The sequence below is a fragment of the Jannaschia pagri genome, assembly GCF_019655435.1.
Lineage (GTDB): Bacteria > Pseudomonadota > Alphaproteobacteria > Rhodobacterales > Rhodobacteraceae > Jannaschia > Jannaschia pagri.
Map to the genome: position 1 here is coordinate 258,313 of NZ_BPFH01000001.1, position 21,672 is coordinate 279,984.

Sequence of the window (21,672 nt, forward strand, 5' to 3'; positions counted from 1 at the left end):
TCTATATAAGGGCGAGACTTACCACCGGTAGTGGCTGAATGCCTTGTTGGCATCGGCCATCTTGTGGGTGTCTTCGCGCTTCTTGACGGCGGAGCCGCGAGACTGGACGGCGTCGATCAACTCACCAGCCAGACGCTCTTCCATGGTGTTTTCGTTGCGCGCGCGGCTGGCGTTGATCAGCCAGCGGATGGCCAGGGCCTCACGACGCTCGGGGCGGACTTCGACGGGCACCTGGTAGGTGGCACCGCCGACCCGGCGGGAGCGCACCTCGACCGAGGGCTTTACGTTGTCGAGCGCCTCGGTGAAGACCTCGACGGGCGAGCGCTTCAGCTTGGACTCAACGCGGTCGAGCGCATTGTAGACGATGCGTTCGGCGGTCGACTTCTTACCGTCGAGCATCAGGTTATTCATGAACTTGGTCAGGACCTTATCGCCATACTTGGCGTCGGGCAGAACTTCGCGCTTCTCAGCGGCGTGGCGGCGGGACATGTGTGTATCCTCTTGAATTCTCGGGGTGCGGTGGGGCGTGGCCCCACCCTACGATCGGGCGTAGCCCGGGATCACTTCGGACGCTTGGCGCCGTACTTGGAGCGACGCTGACGGCGATCCTTGACACCCTGGGTATCCAGAACACCGCGCAAGATGTGGTAGCGCACACCGGGAAGGTCTTTCACACGACCGCCGCGGATCAGGACCACGGAGTGCTCCTGCAGGTTGTGGCTTTCACCGGGGATGTAGGAGATGACCTCGAACCCGTTGGTCAGGCGCACCTTGGCGACTTTCCGCATGGCCGAGTTCGGCTTCTTCGGCGTGGTGGTGTAGACGCGCGTGCAGACGCCGCGCTTCTGCGGGCAGCTTTCGAGGTGCTGCGACTTGGAGCGTTTGACCTTGGGCTGCCGCGGTTTGCGGATCAGCTGCTGGATGGTGGGCATGGACAGTGTCCCCGTTTGTTCATCTCAATCTCGTGGTTCGGCAGCCGACAGCCCAAAACGCGAAACCCGCAGTCACCCGGAATTCCGACCTGGGCGATGCGGTTGGCTGACAGAGGATGCGGAAAGCAGTATCCCGGATCTTGACCGACGGTTCTGGTGTGCCGAACCGGACGCAAAGCTGCCCCCGGACCGAATTGCTGCCGCGTGTAGAAGAATCGCTCCCGGGTGTCAACGCGATCCCTGCGGGCCCAGAAAACAACGGGTTTGCGCGGGTCACCCCCGGAGCGCCCTGCGTACACCCCCCGTACAGACGCGCGGCAGACGGCGGAGCGTTGGCTTGACGGGCGGCCCGCTCTGCCCATGTGGCCTTGCCCTGAGGCGCGGGGCTAGGCACGAGTAAGGTCATGGCCAACCTCCAGATCATCGCGTTGACCCGATTTGCATACCCCGGTCTGGGTGGGTTTCAAACGGAACATGCTTCGGTCGCGGAGCGTCAGGCCCACCTTTGGGCAGAGGACCGGCTGGAGGCGCGGTTCCGCACGTTGGAACACGTGAGCCTGCGGACGCTGGCCGCCCAGACCGACCCCGACTTCAAGACACTGATCGTGACTGGCGATGCCCTGCCAGAGCCCTGGCGAGGGCGTCTGTTGGACCTCGCCGCAGGGCTTCCAGGGGCGGAGGTCGTGTTCCATCCGCCCATGAACCAACGCCATGCCATGGAAGAAATCGTCAACGCCCGCATCGATCCGCAGGGCCCGCCGGTCATGCAGTTTCGCCATGACGACGACGATGGGGTCGGACGTGATTTTGTGGCCTTGGCCCGCGCCGTCTTTGCCGACGTGCGCCCCTTGTGGCGACGACATGGGCGGTTGGCCATCGACTTCAACCGGGGTTGGATGCTGCGGCTGACAGCGGACGGGCCACTGGTGGAGGAGGCAGCGCGCACCCATCTGGGTGTGGCCCAGGCGCTGATCCTGCGTCCGACGATCCGACGGACAGCGGTCCACTTTCCCCACCATCGGCTGGGGCTACTGATGCCTTCGGTCACCGTGCCGGAGCCCATGTGGCTGCGCGGCGTAGACGGGACGAACGACAGTCGGATGGACGGCGCGCTTGACCGGTTGCGCCCAGCGGACGCGGAGACCCGGGATGGGCTTGCCGAGCGGTTCGGGCTGGATTGGGAGGCCATAGGCAGGAGCTTTGGCGGCACGACCGGGTAGGCAGGTCGGTTTCCCGGTCGAGATGCGGCGCGGCGTCCGCAGAGGACGGTGTCGGCATATTTGACGGAACATCGAAGGGGGGCGCTAGGACGCTGTGGCCCGGGTTTCGCGCCAGAGGGTGTAGAGGCCCGTGGCAACCACCAGGCCTGCCCCGAGCAGCGTGAGGCCATCGGGCCAATCGCCGAACACGAAAAGCCCGAGCAGCAACCCCCAGATCATCGCCGTGTAGCGGAACGGTGTGACCACGGCGATGGCGCCCACGCGCATGGCCATGACCGAAAAGAGATAGCCGCCGATGATGAAAAGGGCCGCCAGGGCGGTCAGCCCGCCCTGCCCCGCTGTCGGCATCTGCCATGGCTCAAAGAGCGACAGGACCAGCCCCAGGACCATGACCCCCGCTGCCGTCAGGATCGCGACCTTGAGGCTCGGCACTTCGGGCGAGAGGCGGCGCGTGATGAGGTCGCGCGCGGTGATGATCAGCACCGTCAGAACGGCGAGGAGCGACCAGTGGTCAAAGCCCGCCGCCCCCGGTCTGACGATCAGGAGGACCCCCAGCAGGCCGACGGCGATGGCGGTCCAGCGGCGCCAGCCCACGCGCTCGCCCAAAAAGAACGCTCCGGCCGCTGTGATTGTCAGGGGCAAGGCCTGCAAAACCGCCGTGATGTCGGCCAATGGCATATGGGTGAGCGCGATGATGAAGGGCAGAAAGGCGGCGACCTCGGCTAAGGCCCGGGCAACCACATAGGGTCGATCCGCACGGGGGATCGGTTGGCGCAAGGCGCCAGTGATATGGGCCAAAGCGATCAGCAGAGCCGTCGCCCCGAGGCCGCGTAGGAACACCGCCTGAAAGGTCGGCAGCCCTTGGGCAAGCAGTTTGATACAAGCATCGTTGAGCGTGAAGGTCGCCATCGACGCCATCATGAAGAGAGCCCCGCGCAGGTTCTCGGTCACGTAAGCGGTCCCTTTGGCCCGAGGTCGCGGCCTTCGCCGCGCGGGGGCTCTGGCATCAGCGAGATCGCGGCGGCCTCGTCCAGGGCGAACCGCTCTCGCATCAATTTGCGCCCGCGCCGTGTCGCCATCTCCACCGCATGGGGCGGGATGGAGCGACCGCTGTCGTTGTGGCCATGGAGCGTGCGCAGGAACATGTAGTCGTCCCCCGGCTCCATATAGGTCGGAATGTAACACCCTAGCCGCCGGTGGTTGTAGCGATAGATGCAGGTGGGCAGGTCGGCGGTCGTGACCATCGCGCAGGCGAGGCCCAGGGGCTGGGGCTCTCGGAACTCATGGAACGGTTGCTCCGGGTCGTAGAGGTTCCAGTAGATGCCTCGGCTGAAGGCGATGGCTGTGGGCTGATCGGCGAGGCCCGCGTGCAGCATCCGGTCGGCCAGGTTTCGCGTCTTGGCAATGTAGTCGGTGGACACGGCGTCATCATCGTCGATGCGGAAGCCTGTGATATGGGTCGTGCCCTCATCGGTGCCGCGCCGAAAGCTGCGTTTCGCCGCCGCAAGCGCGCCCATGCGGTCCAGGAAAACGACCTTGATCCAGGTAAATCGTTGCTCCAACCCCCGCAACTGGGAGCGCCACCGCATCGGCAGGCTGGTTCCACCCAGGATGACCAGGCGAAAATCCATGTCGGTCTGGGCGGCCAGGGACGGCAGGGTAATCGTCTCCAGGTAGAGAAACCGCCGCAGGAGGCGGTCTTCGTCGTAGAGATGGGCCTCGAGCGCGGCCTCATCCATCTGACTAACGGAGAAGCCCTCCTTCGCGGGATAGCTGAAGCGCATGACGCCGATGATCTGATTGCGGATGGTCATGGGGTGGTGGTGGCACGGGGGGCGGCGGGGCGGCAAGGGAAAGGCGACTAGCCCGCCCTCGGCAGGGCCTCCAACGCCATGACGAGGGCCTGAAGGTCCGCGGCATAGAACCCGGCCGCGTTGAGACAATTCGTCTCCAACAGGCGGAGGCCATCGTCGGTTCGGCAGAGGTCCAGGACATAGGCGGGGCCGTAGCCCGGGTTCAGGTCGGCCATGTGCTGTCCAAAGGCCAAGGCATCATCGTCGATCTCTGGCCGGTAGACGACGCGGCGGCCCTGGGCATAGAGTGAATAGGTCACCACGCGACCGCCCACGACCCACAGCCGCCATTCTGCCTGGATACGCGCCGGTGGGCACAGCATCAGGTCCGTGTCCGGCCTCAGACTACCACCGGGGATATGCTCCGGCGGGAGGGACAGGACCTTCTGAGCGATATCATGGATCTCCGTCGCGGATTTAACGCCGCCCGCGATCTCTTTGTCGTCGGCCAGGGGCCGCAGGAACCACGCGCGGTCGTTCTTTGCGAGGGCAGTCGGCACGTCGCGCAGGCGCAGACGCCGCGCACCCGGTCCATTCAGAAGATAGGGTTGCCACGGATCTTCGTCAGCGAAGGGCCGGATGCGGAACACGCCCGGTCGAAGGTCATGGGCTTCCGCATAGCGCCACAACGTATAGGAGCCGAACAAGATCACATCGTTGGGATCGGCGATCTCCGGTTGCGGCAAGAGCCCTCCGACGAAGGGGACGACCTTGTGCCAGCTGTAGGGAAGATCCAAGCGGCTGAGAACGTCGCCCAGCTTTCGCGTGTCTTCGAAGTCTTGAAGGACCCATTGCATTCCGTGGGTGTCGGGGGAGCAGGACCGGCTGTCAATCGGGCAGTGGGCGGATTGGGCCCGATAATGCGAAAAGGCCCCCGCATCGCGAGGGCCTTTCCAAGAATATACGGTGCAATCAGTCTTCGCTGGGCGATCCGCCGAAGACCGCATCAGCGCTTTCCGACGGCTCTGGGGCGGCCAGTGCGGCGGCCTTTTCGGCTTCGGCGCGGGCCTCCTCGATCACGACGTTGTCGCGCTTGGTGGCAATCGCCCGCATCTCTTGGGTGGCGCCACCGGTGCCCGCCGGGATGAGACGGCCCACGATGACGTTTTCCTTGAGACCGACCAGCTTGTCCTTCTTGCCCTGCACCGAGGCCTCGGTCAGGACGCGCGTCGTCTCCTGGAAGGAGGCGGCGGAGATGAAGGAGCGGGTCTGCAACGACGCCTTGGTGATCCCCAGAAGGATCGGCTCGGCCACGGCGGGACGGTCGCCCCGCTTTTCGACCTTTTCGTTGGCCTCCAACAGTTCGGCCTTGTCGACGTGTTCACCCTTGAGAAGGGTCGTATCGCCGGACTCGAGGATCTCCCACTTTTGCAACATCTGGCGAACGATCACCTCGATGTGCTTGTCGTTGATCTTCACGCCCTGCAATCGGTACACGTCCTGCACCTCGTCGATGAGGTAGTCGGCCAGCGCCTCGATCCCCATGATGCGCAGGATGTCATGGGGGGCTGGGTTGCCGTCCATGATGTAATCCCCACGCTGGATGAAGTCGCCCTCACCCACCGGGATGTGCTTGCCCTTGGGCACCATGTAGTCGATCGGCTCCAGGCTCTCGTCCTCGGGCACAACGGTGATCCGGCGCTTGTTCTTGTAGTCCTTGCCGAACTTCACGTAGCCGTCGGCCTCCGCGATGATCGCGTGGTCCTTGGGACGACGTGCCTCGAACAATTCCGCCACCCGCGGCAGACCACCGGTGATGTCCTTGGTCTTGGTGCCTTCACGCGGGATCCGCGCAACCACGTCACCGGCTTTGAGCGTCTGACCGTCTTCGACCGACAGAATGGCGTCCACCGACATGGCATAGGTCATCGGGTTGCCCGCCGCGTTGCGCACAGGCTCTCCGTCTTCACCGGCCAGGATGATCTCTGGCTTGAGCTCATTGCCCTTGGGGGCGGAGCGCCAGTCGGAGACGATCTTCTGGGTCATGCCCGTCGCGTCGTCGGTCTCATCCCGGACAGAAATGCCCGCGTAGAGGTCGACGAACTTCGCCTTACCGTCGGCTTCGGCGATGATCGGCAGCGTGAAGGGGTCCCATTCGAAAAGCTTGTCACCGCGCGCCACGTCTTGGCCTTCGGACACGAAGAGCGTCGTGCCGTAGCCCAGCTTGTGGCTTGTCAGTTCCTCACCCGTCGCATCCTCGATCACCAGCTGCATGTTGCGGCCCATGACGAGGACCTGACCAGCTTCGTTGGTCAGGATGTTGGGGTTACGGAATGCGACCTTACCAGCGGCGGATGCCTCCATGAAGGACTGCTGACCACCCTGAGCCACGCCACCGATGTGGAACGTCCGCATCGTCAGCTGGGTGCCGGGTTCACCGATGGACTGGGCCGCGATGATGCCGACGGCCTCGCCAAGGTTCACCTTGGTGCCCCGCGCCAGGTCACGACCGTAGCAGGTGGCGCAGACGCCTTCCTCGGCCTCACAGGTCAGGGGCGAGCGGATGCGCATGGAGGACACGCCCGCCGCCTCGATGGCGTCGGACTTGCGCTCGTCGATCAACTCACCGGCCTTGCAGATGATCTCATCGGTGCCGGGGATCAGCACGTCATCGGCAGAGACACGGCCCAGGATCCGTTCGGCCAGGGAGGCGACCACTTCGCCGTCGTTCACAGCCGCCGTCGCGGTGATGGCCTTGTCCGTCCCGCAATCGTCCATGCGAACGATGCAGTCCTGGGCCACGTCCACAAGACGACGGGTCAGATAGCCCGAGTTGGCCGTCTTAAGCGCCGTATCCGACAGACCCTTCCGCGCACCGTGGGTGGAGTTGAAGTACTCCAACACGGTCAGGCCCTCTTTAAAGTTCGAGATGATCGGCGTCTCGATGATGTCGCCGTTCGGCTTCGCCATCAGGCCGCGCATCCCGCCCAGCTGCTTCATCTGCGTGACAGAGCCACGGGCCCCGGAGTGGGCCATCATGTAGACCGAGTTCGGCTCGTTCTCGGCGCCGTTCTCATCGGTGCCCGCCACCGAGATGGTGGACATCATGGCCTCGGTGACCTTGTCGTTACACTTCGACCAGGCGTCTACGACCTTGTTGTACTTTTCGCCCTGGGTGATCAGGCCGTCCATGTACTGCTGTTCAAAGTCTTTCACCTGATCGCGGGTGGCTTCGACGATGGGCCACTTGCTGTCTGGCACCACCATGTCGTCCTTGCCGAAGCTGATGCCGGCCTTGAACGCTTCGCGGAAGCCCAGGGTCATGATCTGGTCGCAGAAGATCACCGATTCCTTCTGGCCGCAGTAGCGATAGACGGTGTCGATGACGTGCTGGACGTCCTTCTTCCGCAGCAAGCGGTTGACCAATTCGAACGGCGCCTTCGCGTTGAGCGGCAGCATGGACCCCAGGCGCACACGACCGGGGGTCGTCTCGAAGATTTCGGTCTTCTCCTGACCCATGTCGTCGATCTGGGTGATCCGCGCCTTGATCTTGGCGTGCAGGTGGACCTCACCGGCCTCCAGGGCGTGGGTCACCTCTTCGATGGAGCCGAAGGTCATGCCTTCGCCCTTCATGCCCTCACGCTCCATGGAGACGTAGTAGAGGCCGAGGACCATGTCCTGGGACGGCACGATGATCGGCGCGCCGTTGGCGGGCGACAGCACGTTGTTCGTGGACATCATCAGGACGCGCGCCTCCAGCTGGGCTTCCAGCGAGAGGGGCACGTGGACGGCCATCTGGTCGCCGTCAAAGTCCGCGTTGAACGCCGAACAGACCAGCGGGTGCAGCTGGATTGCCTTGCCTTCGATCAGAACGGGCTCGAACGCCTGAATGCCGAGACGGTGCAGCGTGGGCGCGCGGTTCAGCAGAACCGGATGCTCCCGAATGACCTCATCCAGGATATCCCAAACCTCGGGACGTTCCTTTTCGACCAACTTCTTGGCCTGTTTCACCGTGGACGACAGGCCCTTGGCCTCAAGGCGCGAGTAGATGAACGGCTTGAACAGCTCCAGCGCCATCTTCTTGGGCAGGCCACACTGATGCAGCTTCAGCTCCGGCCCGGTCACGATGACCGACCGGCCGGAGAAGTCGACCCGCTTCCCCAGAAGGTTCTGACGGAAGCGACCCTGCTTGCCCTTGAGCATGTCCGACAGCGACTTCAGCGGGCGCTTGTTGGCGCCCGTGATGACGCGGCCACGGCGGCCATTGTCGAACAGCGCGTCGACGGATTCCTGCAACATCCGCTTTTCGTTGCGGACGATGATGTCGGGCGCGCGCAATTCGATCAGCCGCTTGAGGCGGTTGTTCCGGTTGATGACGCGGCGGTACAGGTCGTTGAGATCCGAGGTCGCGAAACGGCCACCATCCAGCGGCACCAGTGGGCGCAGCTCTGGCGGGATGACCGGGATCACGGTCAGGATCATCCACTCCGGACGGTTGCCGGATTCGATGAAGTTCTCAACGATCTTCAGGCGCTTGATGATCTTCTTGGGCTTGAGTTCACCGGTGGCCTCTTTCAGGTCTTCGCGTAGCGTGGCGGCTTCCTGTTCGAGGTCGATGGCGGCGAGCATCTCACGGATGGCTTCCGCGCCGATGTTGGCCTGGAACGCGTCGGCGCCATAGGCGTCCTGGGCGTCCATGAATTCCTCTTCGGACATCAACTGACCGTATTCTAAGTCGGTCAGACCCGGCTCGATCACGACGTAGTTCTCGAAATAGAGGATCCGCTCCAGGTCGCGCAGCGTCATGTCCAGCATCAGGCCGATGCGGCTGGGGAGCGACTTGAGGAACCAGATGTGGGCCACGGGCGAGGCCAGTTCGATGTGGCCCATCCGCTCACGGCGGACCTTTTGCAAGGTCACCTCGACACCGCATTTCTCGCAGACAACGCCGCGATACTTCATGCGCTTATACTTGCCGCAAAGGCATTCGTAGTCTTTGATCGGGCCAAAGATACGCGCGCAAAACAAGCCGTCACGCTCGGGCTTGAACGTGCGGTAGTTGATGGTCTCGGGCTTTTTGATCTCGCCGTAGGACCACGAAAGGATCCGCTCGGGCGACGCCAGTGAGACTTTGATTTCGTCGAATACCTTCTGGGGCGCGACGGGGTTGAACGGATTGTTCGTCAGTTCCTGGTTCATGTCTTAACCTTTTGAAAAGGGTGCATTTGGAAGAAGGCGGCGGGGGCTTGCCCCGCCCTGCCCTGCGATCACTCGCTCTCTTCCTCCGCATCCAGGAGTTCCATGTTCAGGCCGAGGCCGCGGACTTCCTTGACGAGCACGTTAAAGCTCTCGGGAACGCCCGCCTCGAAGTTGTCCTCGCCCTTGACGATGCTCTCATAGACCTTGGTCCGGCCCGCCACGTCGTCCGATTTCACCGTCAGCATCTCCTGCAGGGTGTAGGCGGCGCCGTAGGCTTCAAGGGCCCAGACCTCCATCTCACCGAAGCGCTGACCACCGAACTGCGCCTTACCACCCAGCGGCTGCTGCGTGACGAGGGAGTACGGCCCCGTGGAACGGGCGTGGATCTTGTCGTCGACCAAGTGGTGCAGTTTCAGCAGGTATTTGACACCTACCGTCACCTTGCGGCTGAACTTCTCACCCGTGCGCCCGTCGAACAGGTCCGACTGACCGGAGGTGTCGAAGCCCGCGCGGGTCAGGGCGTCGTTAACGTCCCCTTCCTTGGCCCCATCAAAGACCGGCGTCGCGATCGGAACACCCTTGGTGACGTTGCCCGCCGCTTCGATGAAACCGTCCTCGGACATTTCGGCAAGCCAGTCCTCATAGGCCTCTTGGCCGTAGGCGATCTTCATGGCGTCACGCACGGGCGTCATGTCGCCAGAGCGGCGATATTCGTCCAGCGCCTCATCGACCTGCAGGCCCATGCCGCGCGCGGCCCAGCCCATGTGGGTCTCAAGGATCTGACCGACGTTCATCCGCGAGGGCACACCGAGCGGGTTCAGCACGAAGTCCACGGGCGTCCCGTCGGCGAGGAAGGGCATATCCTCCATCGGCACGACCTTGGAGATAACACCCTTGTTCCCGTGACGGCCGGCCATCTTGTCGCCAGGCTGAAGCTTGCGCTTCACGGCGATGAAGACTTTGACCATCTTCATCACGCCCGGGGGCAGATCGTCGCCGCGGCGCACCTTCTCCACCTTGTCCTCGAACCGCGCGTCGAGACCGCGCTTGAGCACCTCGTACTGCTCGTTCAGAGCCTCGACCTGTTGGGCGTCTTCTTCGCCTTCCAGGGCAAGCTGCCACCACTGGCCAAAGGTTAGCTGGGACAGAACGTCGTCGGTGATGACGGTGTTCGGCTTGATCCCCTTGGGGCCCTTCACCGCCGTCTTGCCTTCGATCATGCCGCGCAGACGGGCATAGATGTTGCGGTCCAGGATCTCGCGCTCGTCGTCCCGGTCGCGGGCGAGGCGTTCGACCTGCTCCCGCTCGATCTGCAACGCACGCTCGTCTTTTTCGACGCCGTGACGGTTGAAGACGCGAACCTCGACCACGGTGCCGTAGTCGCCCGGCTTCACCCGCAGCGAGGTGTCGCGCACGTCCGAGGCCTTCTCGCCAAAGATGGCGCGGAGGAGCTTTTCCTCCGGCGTCATCGGGCTTTCGCCCTTGGGCGTGATCTTGCCGACCAGAATGTCGCCCGGCTCCACGTCGGCACCGATGTAGACGATGCCCGCCTCATCAAGGTTGCGCAGGGCTTCCTCACCGACGTTCGGAATGTCGCGGGTGATTTCCTCCGGCCCGAGCTTGGTGTCACGGGCGGCGACTTCGAATTCCTCAATGTGGATCGAGGTGAAGACGTCGTCGCGGGCGATCCGCTCGGAGATCAGGATCGAGTCCTCGTAGTTGTAGCCGTTCCAGGGCATGAAGGCGACGACGACGTTCTTGCCGAGCGCCAATTCCCCCATATCCGTCGACGGACCATCGGCCAGAACCTCACCCTTGCGGACGGTATCGCCCACCTTCACCAGCGGACGCTGGTTGATGCAGGTGTTCTGGTTCGAACGCTGGAACTTGCGCAGGCGGTAGATATCCACGCCAGCGTCACCGAGGGCCAGGTCCTCGGTCGCGCGCACAACGATCCGTTGAGCGTCGACCTGGTCGATGACGCCGCCGCGCTTCGCCATGATCGACGCACCGGAATCGCGGGCCACGACCGCTTCCATCCCGGTTCCCACGAAGGGGGCATCGGCCTGGAGAAGCGGCACCGCCTGACGCTGCATGTTCGAGCCCATCAGAGCCCGGTTGGCGTCGTCGTTTTCCAGGAACGGAATCAGAGCCGCCGCGACCGACACCAACTGCTTCGGCGACACGTCGATCAGGTCCACCTGATCCGTAGGCGTCAGCGTGTATTCCCCGGCCTGGCGGGTGTTCACCATCTCGTTCACGAACTTATTGTCCGCGTCCAGATTGGCGTTCGCCTGGGCCACAACGTGCCGCATCTCTTCGGTGGCGGACATGTAGTTGACCTCATCGGTCACTTTACCGTCCTCGACGCGCCGATAGGGCGTTTCGATGAAGCCGTATTTGTTCACCCGCGCAAAGGTCGCGAGGGAGTTGATCAGACCAATGTTCGGACCTTCGGGCGTCTCAATGGGGCACATCCGACCGTAGTGGGTCGGGTGCACGTCGCGCACCTCAAAGCCTGCGCGTTCACGGGTCAGACCGCCCGGCCCAAGCGCCGAAAGACGACGCTTGTGCGTCACCTCGGACAGCGGGTTGGTCTGGTCCATGAACTGGGACAACTGGCTGGAGCCGAAGAATTCGCGCACAGCCGCCGCCGCCGGTTTGGCGTTGATCAGGTCCTGGGGCATGACCGTGTCGATTTCGACCGAGGACATGCGTTCCTTGATGGCACGCTCCATCCGCAGCAGGCCCACGCGATACTGGTTCTCCATCAACTCACCAACGGACCGCACGCGACGGTTGCCAAGGTGGTCGATGTCGTCAATGTCGCCGCGCCCGTCGCGCAGCTCCACCAGGGCCTTGATGCAAGCCATGATGTCGGCGTCGCGCAGCGTGCGAACGGTGTCTTCGGCATCCAATGCGAGGCGCATGTTCATCTTGACCCGGCCAACGGCGGACAGGTCATAGCGCTCGCTGTCGCGGAACAACTGGTCGAACAGAGCCTGGGCCGCGTCGACGGTGGGCGGCTCACCCGGGCGCATGACGCGGTAGATGTCCATGAGCGCCGTGTCGCGCCCCATGTTCTTATCGGCGGCCATGGTGTTGCGCATGTAGGGGCCGACAGAGACGTTATCGATGTCGAGAACCGGGATCTCTTCGATGCCCGCGTCCAGCAGCTCCTTCAGGGTGCCGCCGGTGACTTCGCCGTTCTTGTCGATTTCCCAGGTGAGTTCGTCACCCGCCTCGACATAAATCGCGCCATTCTCTTCGTTGATGATGTCACGCGCCGCGAATTTGCCAACGATCCCATCGAAGGGCACCAGGATCTCGGTGACTTGACCTTCTTCCCGCAGCTTTTTGACCTGGCGAGGGGTGACCTTTTTGCCGGCTTCGATGATGACCTCACCGGTGGCCGCATCGACCACATCCATGGCCGGGCGGGTGCCGGACAGGCGGTCGGGGAAGAACTTCGTGGCCCAGCCTTCGCCCTTCCGATGGGTGTAGGTCACGGTGTCGTAGTAGGCATCCATGATGCCTTCCTGGTCCAGGCCCAGGGCATAGAGCAGCGTCGTCACCGGCAGTTTGCGGCGACGGTCGATGCGGCAGAACACCAGATCCTTGGCGTCGAACTCAAAGTCCAGCCAGGAGCCGCGGTAAGGAATAATCCGGCAGGCGAACAGCAGCTTGCCCGAGCTGTGCGTCTTGCCCTTGTCGTGATCGAAGAACACGCCGGGGGAGCGGTGCATCTGGGAAACGATGACCCGCTCGGTGCCGTTGACGATAAAAGTGCCATTGGGCGTCATCAGGGGCATGTCGCCCATGAACACATCTTGTTCCTTGATGTCCTTGACCGACTTGGCGCCCGTGTCCTCGTCGATATCGAACACGATCAGGCGCAGCGTCACCTTGAGCGGCGCGGCATAGGTCATGTCACGCTGCTGGCATTCCTCGACGTCGTACTTCGGCTCTTCCAGTTCGTACTTCACGAATTCCAGGATCGCGGTCTCGTTGAAGTCCTTGATCGGAAAGACCGACTGGAAGGTACCCATGAGGCCTTCGCCATCGGTGGGCATGTCCTGATCGCCGGAGCGCAGGAACAGATCGTAGGAGGATTTCTGGACCTCGATCAGGTTCGGCATCGCGAGAACTTCGCGGATTTTGCCGAAGTAGCGACGGATACGTTTGGAGGACGCTTGCGTCTGAGCCATGTGGTGCTCGCCTTTATCATGTTTCGCGCCGCGTCTTCCGTTGGGCACCGGAAGGCCACGGCCTGCGAATTGGTCACTTGAGGGGAACCATCTGGCGCATCGTCCCACGGATGCGCCCCCGTTCCAGCCTCCTGACCGGAAAAGCCGCCCTATGGCGCCTTTTCGAGACAGGAGCGGGTGGCCCCGGATTTCCCGAGGCCACCCCCATTCGTCAGTGTGGTGCGGCGGGGATCACCCCGCCGACCCAATCACTTCAGTTCGACTTCGGCGCCAGCTGCTTCCAGCTTGCCCTTGATCTCTTCGGCTTCGGCCTTGTCGACGCCTTCCTTGACGGCCTTGCCGCCGGCTTCGACCAGGTCCTTGGCTTCCTTCAGGCCGAGACCCGTGATGCCGCGGACTTCCTTGATCACGTTGATCTTGGAGGCGCCGGCCGACTTCAGGATGACGTCGAATTCGGTCTGCTCTTCGGCGGCGCCACCGGCGTCGCCAGCAGGACCGGCCATCATGACCGCGCCGCCAGCGGCGGGCTCGATGCCGTACTCGTCCTTCAGGATGGTTTTCAGTTCTTGGGCTTCCAGCAGGGTCAGGTTGACGATGCTTTCGGCGAGTGCTTTCAGATCAGCCATTGTTCGATTTCCAGTTTCGTTAAGATGTGTTCCGGTGTCGCGGTTTCAACCCACGACGAGGGATGACACGAGGGATCAGGCGGCTTCGCCCTTTTCCTCGATGGTCGACAGGATGCTTGCGATGTTCGAAGCAGGCGCGCCAATGGCACCGGCGATGTTCGAGGCAGGCGCACCGATGCAGCCAACGATGGAGGCAATAAGCTCCTCGCGGGACGGCATCTGAGCGACGGCTTTCACACCGGCGACGTCCAGAGCGTTCTCACCCATCGCACCGCCCAGGATCTCCAGCTTGGAGTTGTCCTTGGCATATGCGTCGATGACCTTGGCCGCAGCCACGGGGTCCTCGGAATAGGCGAGCACGGTCATGCCCGTCAAGTAATCTGCGATGGAAGCCGCAGGTTTCCCCTCCAGGGCGATCTTGGCGAGCTTGTTCTTGGCCACGCGAACGGACCCGCCCGCTTCACGCATACGCGCGCGCAGGTCCTGCATCTCTGCAACTGTCATGCCCTCGTAGTGGCTAACCACCACGACGCCAGAGCTTTCGAAGATCTGGCCGAGTTCCTCGACCACTTTCTCTTTCTGGGCTCTATCCACAGTTTCACTCCAAGTGTGGGGGTTGCCCCCCGGCTCATTCAGGGCGGATCATTCCGCCCCCTCAGGGTCCAATGAAGGGCCCCGTCCAGATCGCCCGACGCATGTCGGAAATCTTTCATGGGTCCCATCTCAGGAAGGACTTAGCGGGGTCGCCCCCTGCCCTCCGTCTCGGACAGAACGGGGCGTTGCCGCCCCGCTGATCGGCGCGTGCCTTGCGACACGCCCCAAACCTCTTGGCTGATTAGGCCGTCTCGTTTCCGGTCGCGCTATCGACCGACACCGACACGCCCGGCCCCATGGTGGAGCTCAGCGAAATCTTCTTCATGTAGGCGCCTTTGGCACCGGCAGGCTTGGCCTTGGAGACCGCGTCCACGAAGGCTAGCAGGTTTTCTTGCAGCTTGGCCTCGTCGAAGGAGGCCTTGCCGATGCCCGCGTGCACAACGCCGTTCTTCTCGGCCTTGAACTGAACCTGACCACCTTTGGCCGCCTTGACGGCCTCGGTCACGTCCATGGTCACAGTGCCGACCTTGGGGTTCGGCATCAGGTTCCGGGGGCCCAGCACTTTACCCAAACGACCGACGATCGGCATCATGTCAGGGGTGGCGATGCAGCGATCGAACTCGATCTTGCCCGACTGAACCGTCTCCATCAGGTCCTCGGCGCCGACGATGTCGGCCCCGGCGGCCTGAGCTTCTTCGGCCTTGGGCCCGCGGGCGAAGACGGCGACGCGAACGGTCTTGCCAGTGCCGTTGGGCAGGCTGACCACTCCGCGGACCATCTGGTCAGCGTGACGGGGGTCAACACCCAGGTTCATGGCGATCTCGACCGTCTCATCGAACTTGGTCTTGGCATTGCCCTTGACCAGCGCGATGGCCTCTTGGACCGAGATGTCTTCCTTGCCGGCGAAGGCTTCGCGGGCGGCTTTGGTGCGCTTACCGAGTTTTGCCATCACTTCACCTCGATGCCCATGGAGTTCGCGGACCCCACGATGATCTTCATGGCCTGCTCGACGTCATTGGCCGACAGGTCCTTCATCTTTGCTTCAGCGATCTCACGCACCTGCTTGACGGTAACGGTGGCGACGGTCTCGCGGCCCGGGTTCTCGGCACCGCGCGGACGGTTGCGCTTGCCCACCGGCTTCAGGCCAGCGGCCTTCTTCAGATAGTAGGACGCAGGCGGCGTCTTGATGTCCATGGTGAAGGACTTGTCCTGGTAATACGAGATTACCGTGGGGCACGGGGCGCCCTGCTCCATCTCCTGCGTCTTGGCGTTGAACGCCTTGCAGAATTCCATGATGTTGATGCCACGCTGACCGAGGGCGGGACCCACGGGCGGCGAGGGGTTGGCCTGACCTGCAGGGATCTGCAGCTTCATGGTGCCGACGAGTTTCTTCGCCATTGGCTTTCTCCTTTACGGCGGCGGGTGACCCCGCCCTACCTATCGTGCCCCGAAGGACGGTGAGGCCGTGGTTCGATGGGCCCTTGGGCCACCTCCCACGTCCGTTGCGCGCCAAAGCGCGCGGCGTCACGCGGCTTTTGACACCTGCGTGAATTTCAGTTCGACGGGCGTTGCCCGCCCAAAGATCGAAACGCTGACCTTGAGGCTTTGCGCCTCGTCATCCACATCTTCGACCTGACCGGAGAAGCCCTCGAACGGCCCATCGGTCACGTTCACGTCTTCACCAACATCGAAGGTGATCAGGCTGCGCGGCGCTTCTTCGCCCTCCTGAACCCGGTTCAAGATCTGGTTCACTTCTGCGTCGCGCATGGGCATCGGGCGCCCCTGGGGCCCGAGGAACCCCGTCACGCGATTGATCGAGTTCACGAGATGGTAGCCTTCGTCCGACATCTCCATCCGAACCAGCACGTAGCCGGGCATGAAACGGCGTTCAGACGTGACTTTCTTGCCCCGACGGACCTCGAGCACCTCTTCGGTTGGGACCAAGACCTCTTCGATCTGATCCTCAAGCCCTTGCTCTTCAATGGCTTGGCGAATCTGCTCCGCAACACGCTTTTCGAAGTTGGACAGGACGCTGACAGAATACCAACGTTTCGCCATGAGTTATGCCCGCCTCTTCTCGCGTGTCTCATCCACCCTACGTGGCGGACGTGAAATAGCGCGCATTGCGAATCAATACGCGCCACAAATTGGTGTTCGAGATGCCTTACGCTTGCCAGTCGGATGTTGCAAGCACGTCAGCCGCTCTCCTCAGGGACCTAGGGAAGCCGCCACACGGATCATCACGTCAGAACGACTCTAGGACCGTCGTGAGACCAGTCCGGATCAGAAAATCTACGAAAAAGAAAAAAGCCGCTGCGATGATCGCAAGCAAGAAAACCATCACCGTAGTCAGGGTCACTTCGCGCCGCGTGGGCCAAGTAATCTTTCCAACCTCGGCGCGGGTCTGCTGCACAAACTGTATCGGGTTCGGCGTCGCCATCGTTCATTTCCCTCTGAAGACAGGCAGTACTTAAGAGGTCTGCCAAGAACGCGCAAGCCAACCGGACGCAGCGCTGTGCGCATCGCGCGTGGAGACGCATCGCGTCCTAGTTAGCGGAGGCGCGGGAAGGAGAGGGCCCATGACAGATCGCCATGTCCCATTTCCGAACTTCTTCGGCATCCGCAGTCAAAACTCCGAACTCTTCTACGTGGTCTAGGGCCGGTGCCTCTGGATTAGATGTCGCGCTGAAACGCGCGGACGGCAAGCCAGCATGGTCTTCCGCCGATAGCCCCCCCGCCTCGAAGCGTTCGAACTTTTCGATCTCAGCCAAGATCTGATGGGCGGCAGCCTTAAGGGAAAGATTCGCAGTGGACATTTCCTCGAACATGGCGGTGTTTTGCTGCGTGGCCGTGTCGATTTCACCCATCGCGCGGTTTATTTCCGCGACGGACCCAGACTGGTCGTTCGCGGCTAACGCAATCTCGGCAACTTGATCACCGATCCTGTCGATGCGCTCCCCAAGGGTGCCAAGGGTGTCACCTGTACGGGCAACGCGCTGCACTCCCAGATTGACCTGGTCAGAACTGGTGGAGATCATTTCACCAATCTGTTGAGCCGCATCCGAAGCCCGCTGCGCAAGCGCACGGACTTCGGAGGCCACCACCGCAAATCCACGTCCCGCGTCACCCGCACGCGCTGCCTCGACCCCAGCATTCAGCGCCAAAAGGTTGGTCTGAAATGCAATGTCGTTGATGACAGACAGCGTCTTGGAAATTTCTGTCGATGCGAGCTGAATTTCTCTCATACTTTCGATGGCTTGCTGCACCACGAGGTCGCTTTGCCGAGCGTCGTCCCGTGCCGCCTCCGTAAATCCCTTCGCATCTTGGGCCAGACGCGCGGTCGCCGCGATGGACCCAGTGATCTGCTCCAGAGCCCCGGCCGTTTCGGCCAGCGAACCTGCCGTGCCCTCGGTCCGTTTGGAGAGCTCTTCGGCCGAAGCTGAGAGATCGCTTGTTTCATCCAGGATCTCAGTCGCATGGCGATGAAGATCGACGAACGCGGCCTGGGTTCGGGATGCAGCGCGATTGACCGCGTCCTGCAGTGCCGCGAACACACCGCTTCGTTGTCCGCTCAACCGCACACTAAGCTGTCCCTCTCCCAGAGCTGTGGTCAACTCGATGACATCCGCAAACTCCTGGGAGATCTGCTGAAAATGTCCGTTCAACATGGTGCGTAGAACTTGCTGGCTGTCTGGCACGCCTTCGAGGGGCATCTTGGAGGAAAAGTCGCCAGCGTCCGCCGACGTCAGCAGAACCTCTAGATCCTGTTTGAGACGTGCATCTTCTTCCAGCCGTTGCTCGGCTTCCTGCTCCCTTTCGACGGCCTGCGCCGCAGCTGCCGCAGCCTCGGCGGCGGACGCACGCTCCGTTTCCGCGCGGAGCTGCGCCGCTTGGTCCTCGGCCTGTCGACTCCGTTCGGCATAGGCCTTGCGCTCAAGAAGGGCTTCGCGAATGACAGTGAGCGCATGGTTTATGGCGGCCACCTCCGCCGTTCGGGATGGCGGCAGGGCTTGATCCAAGCGGTCTTCGGCAATTTCTTGGAGCGATGCCGCAGCCTGCTGCAACGGCACAGAGATATAGAACCGAAGCATTCCGTAAACCGTTAGGAAAGCACCAAATATCAATCCCGCCTGCACAATCAAAAGCGTCGTAGAGACACGTCCGTTGGCGGCGGATAGCCCGCGCGTATCATAGAGGAACTGAACGGTCTGTTGCCCGCCGCTGCTGGGCGCTTGAAAGACACGCTGCACAACGTGGAGGCCGTTCTCCACGTCGATGGCCATATCGCCTTGGACGGGTCCGACCGAGACCGGAGTGCCTGAAATCGTCTGCGACGCCTCCGGAGCGACGTAGCTCGCCATCCGCCCACCAGCCTCGTCGAACACGCGGATGCCGACTAACGGCCCAGCCTCGTCGCGCACGACGGCCTCCAACACGGCATCGCTCAGGGGACCATTTGCCTTTTCCGCCCGCAACCATCTCACTAGGTTGGACGACTCAGATTGGGAAAACCCCTGAAACTGTTGTCCAAGTTCGAGTTGAACCTGCCGCGCCGTCACCCAATACATCAGGGCACATCCAGCGATCAGAAGAACAGCGGTGGCCGCGAAAGACCGCGCCATGAACGACATGTGCCAAGGGTGCTTAGGCGCCTCCGCCCGCGCAGGCGCCGTTCGGGGCTCCGCAGGCGCCTCATCTCGCGCGGAAACCTCTGGGGCGGGCGGTGTCGAAAGGCGGTCCATTGTCGATATCCTCGTCGGCGGTCGAGGGTTTGGTAGCTGCAATCCCTGAACAAATCCTTTCTGGCCCCGAATGATGAACTTGTTCGGACCTTATGCGGCCCAGCTTGGCAAACGCGGATCATAAGATGTCGCAAATCAGCGGCGATACGTCAGCACGCGCGAGGCGTGATGCGTCGCTTGTCGATCACTTGCCAAACAGAGAATCGACGACGGTCGCAGGGTCTTCCCACGAAGCTGGGAGCCTCAGCGAACACAATCTGTTACTGATGACGGACTGTCTTGGAGGTCTGGCAGGGGCAGCAGGATTCGAACCCGCGACCTACGGATTTGGAATCCGTTGCTCTACCAACTGAGCTATACCCCTACGGTGGGAGCGGCATAATGCGCCGCCGCTGCAGGTGCAAGGGACTTCGTTTTCTGTTTTGTAAAAACGACGAAGGGCCCCTGTTGGGGGGCCCTTGGAGTGTGTGGGGTGGGCGCCGGGGCGCCCGGTCAGGTCACTCGACGATCTTGGACACAACGCCCGCGCCAACCGTCCGGCCGCCTTCGCGGATGGCGAAGCGCAGGCCCTGCTCCATCGCGATCGGCGCGATCAGCTCAACGCCAAACGCCACGTTGTCGCCCGGCATCACCATCTCCGTGCCCTCGGCCAGCTGAACCGTGCCCGTCACATCCGTCGTGCGGAAGTAGAACTGCGGGCGGTAGTTCGCGAAGAACGGCGTGTGACGGCCACCCTCGTCCTTGGTCAGGATGTAGGCCTCGGCCTCGAACTTCGTGTGCGGCGTCACCGACGACGGCTTGCACAGCACCTGGCCACGCTCAACGCCGTCACGGTCGATACCACGCAGCAGCGCGCCAATGTTGTCGCCAGCCTCACCGCGGTCCAGCAGCTTGCGGAACATCTCAACGCCCGTGCAGGTCGTCTTCTGCGTGTCGCGGATGCCGACAATCTCGATCTCGTCGCCCACGTTGATCACGCCACGCTCCACCCGGCCGGTCACAACCGTACCACGGCCAGAGATCGAGAACACGTCCTCAACCGGCATCAGGAACGGCTGGTCAACGGCCCGCTCGGGCGTGTCGATGTACTCATCAACAGCTGCCATCAATTCCTTAATTTTCTCTTCACCGATCTCGGGGTTGTTCCCCTCCATCGCCGCCAGGGCAGAGCCCGCAACGATCGGAATGTCGTCGCCGGGGTAGTCGTAGGACGACAGAAGCTCGCGCACTTCCATCTCCACGAGCTCCAGCAGCTCCTCGTCGTCGACCTGATCGACCTTGTTCATGAAGACGACCATCTTCGGGATGCCAACCTGGCGGCCCAGCAGGATGTGCTCGCGCGTCTGGGGCATCGGGCCGTCGGCGGCGTTCACAACCAGGATCGCGCCGTCCATCTGAGCGGCACCGGTGATCATGTTCTTCACGTAGTCGGCGTGGCCGGGGCAGTCGACGTGGGCGTAGTGGCGCGCCTCGGTCTCGTATTCCACGTGCGCCGTCGAGATCGTGATCCCGCGGGCCTTCTCTTCGGGCGCGCCGTCAATCTGGTCGTAGGCCTTGAAGTCCCCAAAGTACTTCGTGATCGCCGCCGTCAGCGTCGTCTTCCCGTGGTCAACGTGGCCAATCGTGCCAATGTTAACGTGCGGTTTCGTCCGTTCAAACTTTGCCTTCGCCATGATGGGCCCCTGGTCTCTGGTGGGCACCCCTCGGGCACCCGGATTCACATCGCGCGCCGTCTAACGGGGACGCAGGCCAAGCGCAAGGGTCTGGCGCAGGGTCATGGGCGCGGAACCAGGCCGAACCACTCCCCATTTCGCAGCATCCAGGATTGCACCTTGAACGCCATGTTGCGCGCCAGGGTTTCCATCTGTTCCTCGGCGGTCTTAACGAGGCCCGATCCGAGCAGCAATGTATCGGCGCCCTCAAAGGTCGTGATCTGCTCAGGGCCACCGATCTTTTGCTGGGGGTTTGCCTCCCAAACGTTTGCGGACACAACCAGAATCGACTTCGGTGTCAGCACCACGGGGATGCCCGGAGGTGCCAGCGCATAGCCATCGATGGCCAGGGCCACGACATATTCCTTACCGCCCTGATAGGGGCCAAACCGGCGTTCCAACTCCGACGTCATGACGGCTTTCCAGGCCTCGGGGCTTGCATCGCGGGACGGGGGAATTTTCTTGATGTTGTCAGCCACGACGACGGTAAACCCCAGCTGGAAGTCGCCCATGTCCCGTTGTTCGCTTTCCCGCGGGTCCGGGGTCGCACAGCCAGCCAAGCCACCGGCGACGCCCGCAAGGCTGAGGCCCGCAAAGCCGCGACGGGTCAAGGTGTTGGTCATGTCATCTCCTCCGGGTCGCGACG

At 62.6% G+C, this 21,672-nt stretch carries 17 protein-coding genes and 1 tRNA gene; 1 reads left to right on the forward strand and 17 read right to left on the reverse strand.

Annotated elements, in window-relative coordinates; all coding sequences use genetic code 11:
* Positions 1 to 18: 18 nt before the first annotated feature.
* Both rpsG and rpsL read right to left on the reverse strand, forming a co-directional pair.
* Complete coding sequence (rpsG, locus tag K5R33_RS01290) at positions 19 to 489, reverse strand: 30S ribosomal protein S7 (RefSeq protein WP_220747158.1); 471 nt, start codon at positions 487 to 489, stop codon at positions 19 to 21.
* A 71-nt stretch (positions 490 to 560) separates the two neighbouring features.
* Positions 561 to 932, reverse strand: a complete 372-nt coding sequence (gene rpsL, locus K5R33_RS01295; protein WP_085835153.1) for a 30S ribosomal protein S12 — start codon at positions 930 to 932, stop codon at positions 561 to 563.
* Positions 933 to 1,336: 404 nt separating this feature from the next.
* Here rpsL and K5R33_RS01300 point away from each other — a divergent pair, with 404 nt between their 5' ends.
* A complete protein-coding gene (locus K5R33_RS01300; protein WP_220747159.1) occupies positions 1,337 to 2,152 on the forward strand; it encodes a glycosyltransferase in 816 nt (271 codons plus the stop codon).
* Between the two features lie 84 nt (positions 2,153 to 2,236).
* Here the strand turns inward: K5R33_RS01300 and K5R33_RS01305 are convergent, their stop codons facing one another.
* The 15 genes from K5R33_RS01305 to K5R33_RS01375 form a co-directional block, all read right to left on the reverse strand.
* Positions 2,237 to 3,103 carry a DMT family transporter gene (locus K5R33_RS01305; protein ID WP_220747160.1) on the reverse strand — a complete coding sequence of 289 codons (867 nt, stop codon included), beginning with the start codon at positions 3,101 to 3,103 and terminating at the stop codon, positions 2,237 to 2,239.
* The gene (locus K5R33_RS01310; RefSeq protein ID WP_220747161.1) at positions 3,100 to 3,966 is read right to left on the reverse strand and encodes a glycosyltransferase; all 867 of its coding nucleotides are present in this window, start codon (positions 3,964 to 3,966) and stop codon (positions 3,100 to 3,102) included. Before K5R33_RS01310 ends, K5R33_RS01305 begins: the two co-directional genes overlap by 4 nt.
* Before the next feature lie 47 nt (positions 3,967 to 4,013).
* Positions 4,014 to 4,802, reverse strand: coding sequence for an ATP-grasp domain-containing protein (locus K5R33_RS01315; RefSeq protein WP_220747162.1), 789 nt, complete (start codon positions 4,800 to 4,802; stop codon positions 4,014 to 4,016).
* A gap of 115 nt (positions 4,803 to 4,917) precedes the next feature.
* Entirely contained in the window at positions 4,918 to 9,144 is a 4,227-nt protein-coding gene (rpoC, locus tag K5R33_RS01320) for a DNA-directed RNA polymerase subunit beta' (RefSeq protein WP_220747163.1), read from the reverse strand.
* 68 nt (positions 9,145 to 9,212) lie between these two features.
* On the reverse strand, positions 9,213 to 13,352 hold the full coding sequence (gene rpoB / locus K5R33_RS01325; RefSeq protein WP_220747164.1) for a DNA-directed RNA polymerase subunit beta: 4,140 nt from the start codon (positions 13,350 to 13,352) through the stop codon (positions 9,213 to 9,215).
* Between the two features lie 248 nt (positions 13,353 to 13,600).
* Positions 13,601 to 13,978, reverse strand: a complete 378-nt coding sequence (rplL, locus tag K5R33_RS01330; protein ID WP_220747165.1) for a 50S ribosomal protein L7/L12 — start codon at positions 13,976 to 13,978, stop codon at positions 13,601 to 13,603.
* 75 nt (positions 13,979 to 14,053) lie between these two features.
* Entirely contained in the window at positions 14,054 to 14,572 is a 519-nt protein-coding gene (gene rplJ / locus K5R33_RS01335) for a 50S ribosomal protein L10 (RefSeq protein ID WP_220747166.1), read from the reverse strand.
* Between the two features lie 241 nt (positions 14,573 to 14,813).
* Positions 14,814 to 15,521, reverse strand: coding sequence for a 50S ribosomal protein L1 (gene rplA, locus K5R33_RS01340; protein WP_220747167.1), 708 nt, complete (start codon positions 15,519 to 15,521; stop codon positions 14,814 to 14,816).
* Complete coding sequence (gene rplK / locus K5R33_RS01345) at positions 15,521 to 15,970, reverse strand: 50S ribosomal protein L11 (protein ID WP_220747168.1); 450 nt, start codon at positions 15,968 to 15,970, stop codon at positions 15,521 to 15,523. The genes rplA and rplK overlap by 1 nt, the downstream gene beginning before the upstream one ends.
* 126 nt (positions 15,971 to 16,096) lie before the next feature.
* Positions 16,097 to 16,630 (reverse strand): transcription termination/antitermination protein NusG, encoded by a 534-nt coding sequence (nusG, locus tag K5R33_RS01350; protein WP_220747169.1) that lies wholly within the window; start codon positions 16,628 to 16,630, stop codon positions 16,097 to 16,099.
* A 187-nt stretch (positions 16,631 to 16,817) separates the two neighbouring features.
* A complete protein-coding gene (gene secE, locus K5R33_RS01355) occupies positions 16,818 to 17,012 on the reverse strand; it encodes a preprotein translocase subunit SecE (RefSeq protein WP_220747170.1) in 195 nt (64 codons plus the stop codon).
* 106 nt (positions 17,013 to 17,118) lie between these two features.
* A complete protein-coding gene (locus K5R33_RS01360; protein ID WP_220747171.1) occupies positions 17,119 to 19,314 on the reverse strand; it encodes a methyl-accepting chemotaxis protein in 2,196 nt (731 codons plus the stop codon).
* Between the two features lie 288 nt (positions 19,315 to 19,602).
* A tRNA-Trp gene (locus tag K5R33_RS01365) sits at positions 19,603 to 19,678 on the reverse strand.
* Positions 19,679 to 19,811: 133 nt separating this feature from the next.
* Positions 19,812 to 20,987 carry an elongation factor Tu gene (gene tuf / locus K5R33_RS01370; RefSeq protein WP_220747156.1) on the reverse strand — a complete coding sequence of 392 codons (1,176 nt, stop codon included), beginning with the start codon at positions 20,985 to 20,987 and terminating at the stop codon, positions 19,812 to 19,814.
* Between the two features lie 101 nt (positions 20,988 to 21,088).
* The gene (locus tag K5R33_RS01375) at positions 21,089 to 21,649 is read right to left on the reverse strand and encodes a hypothetical protein (protein ID WP_220747172.1); all 561 of its coding nucleotides are present in this window, start codon (positions 21,647 to 21,649) and stop codon (positions 21,089 to 21,091) included.
* Positions 21,650 to 21,672: the final 23 nt, after the last annotated feature.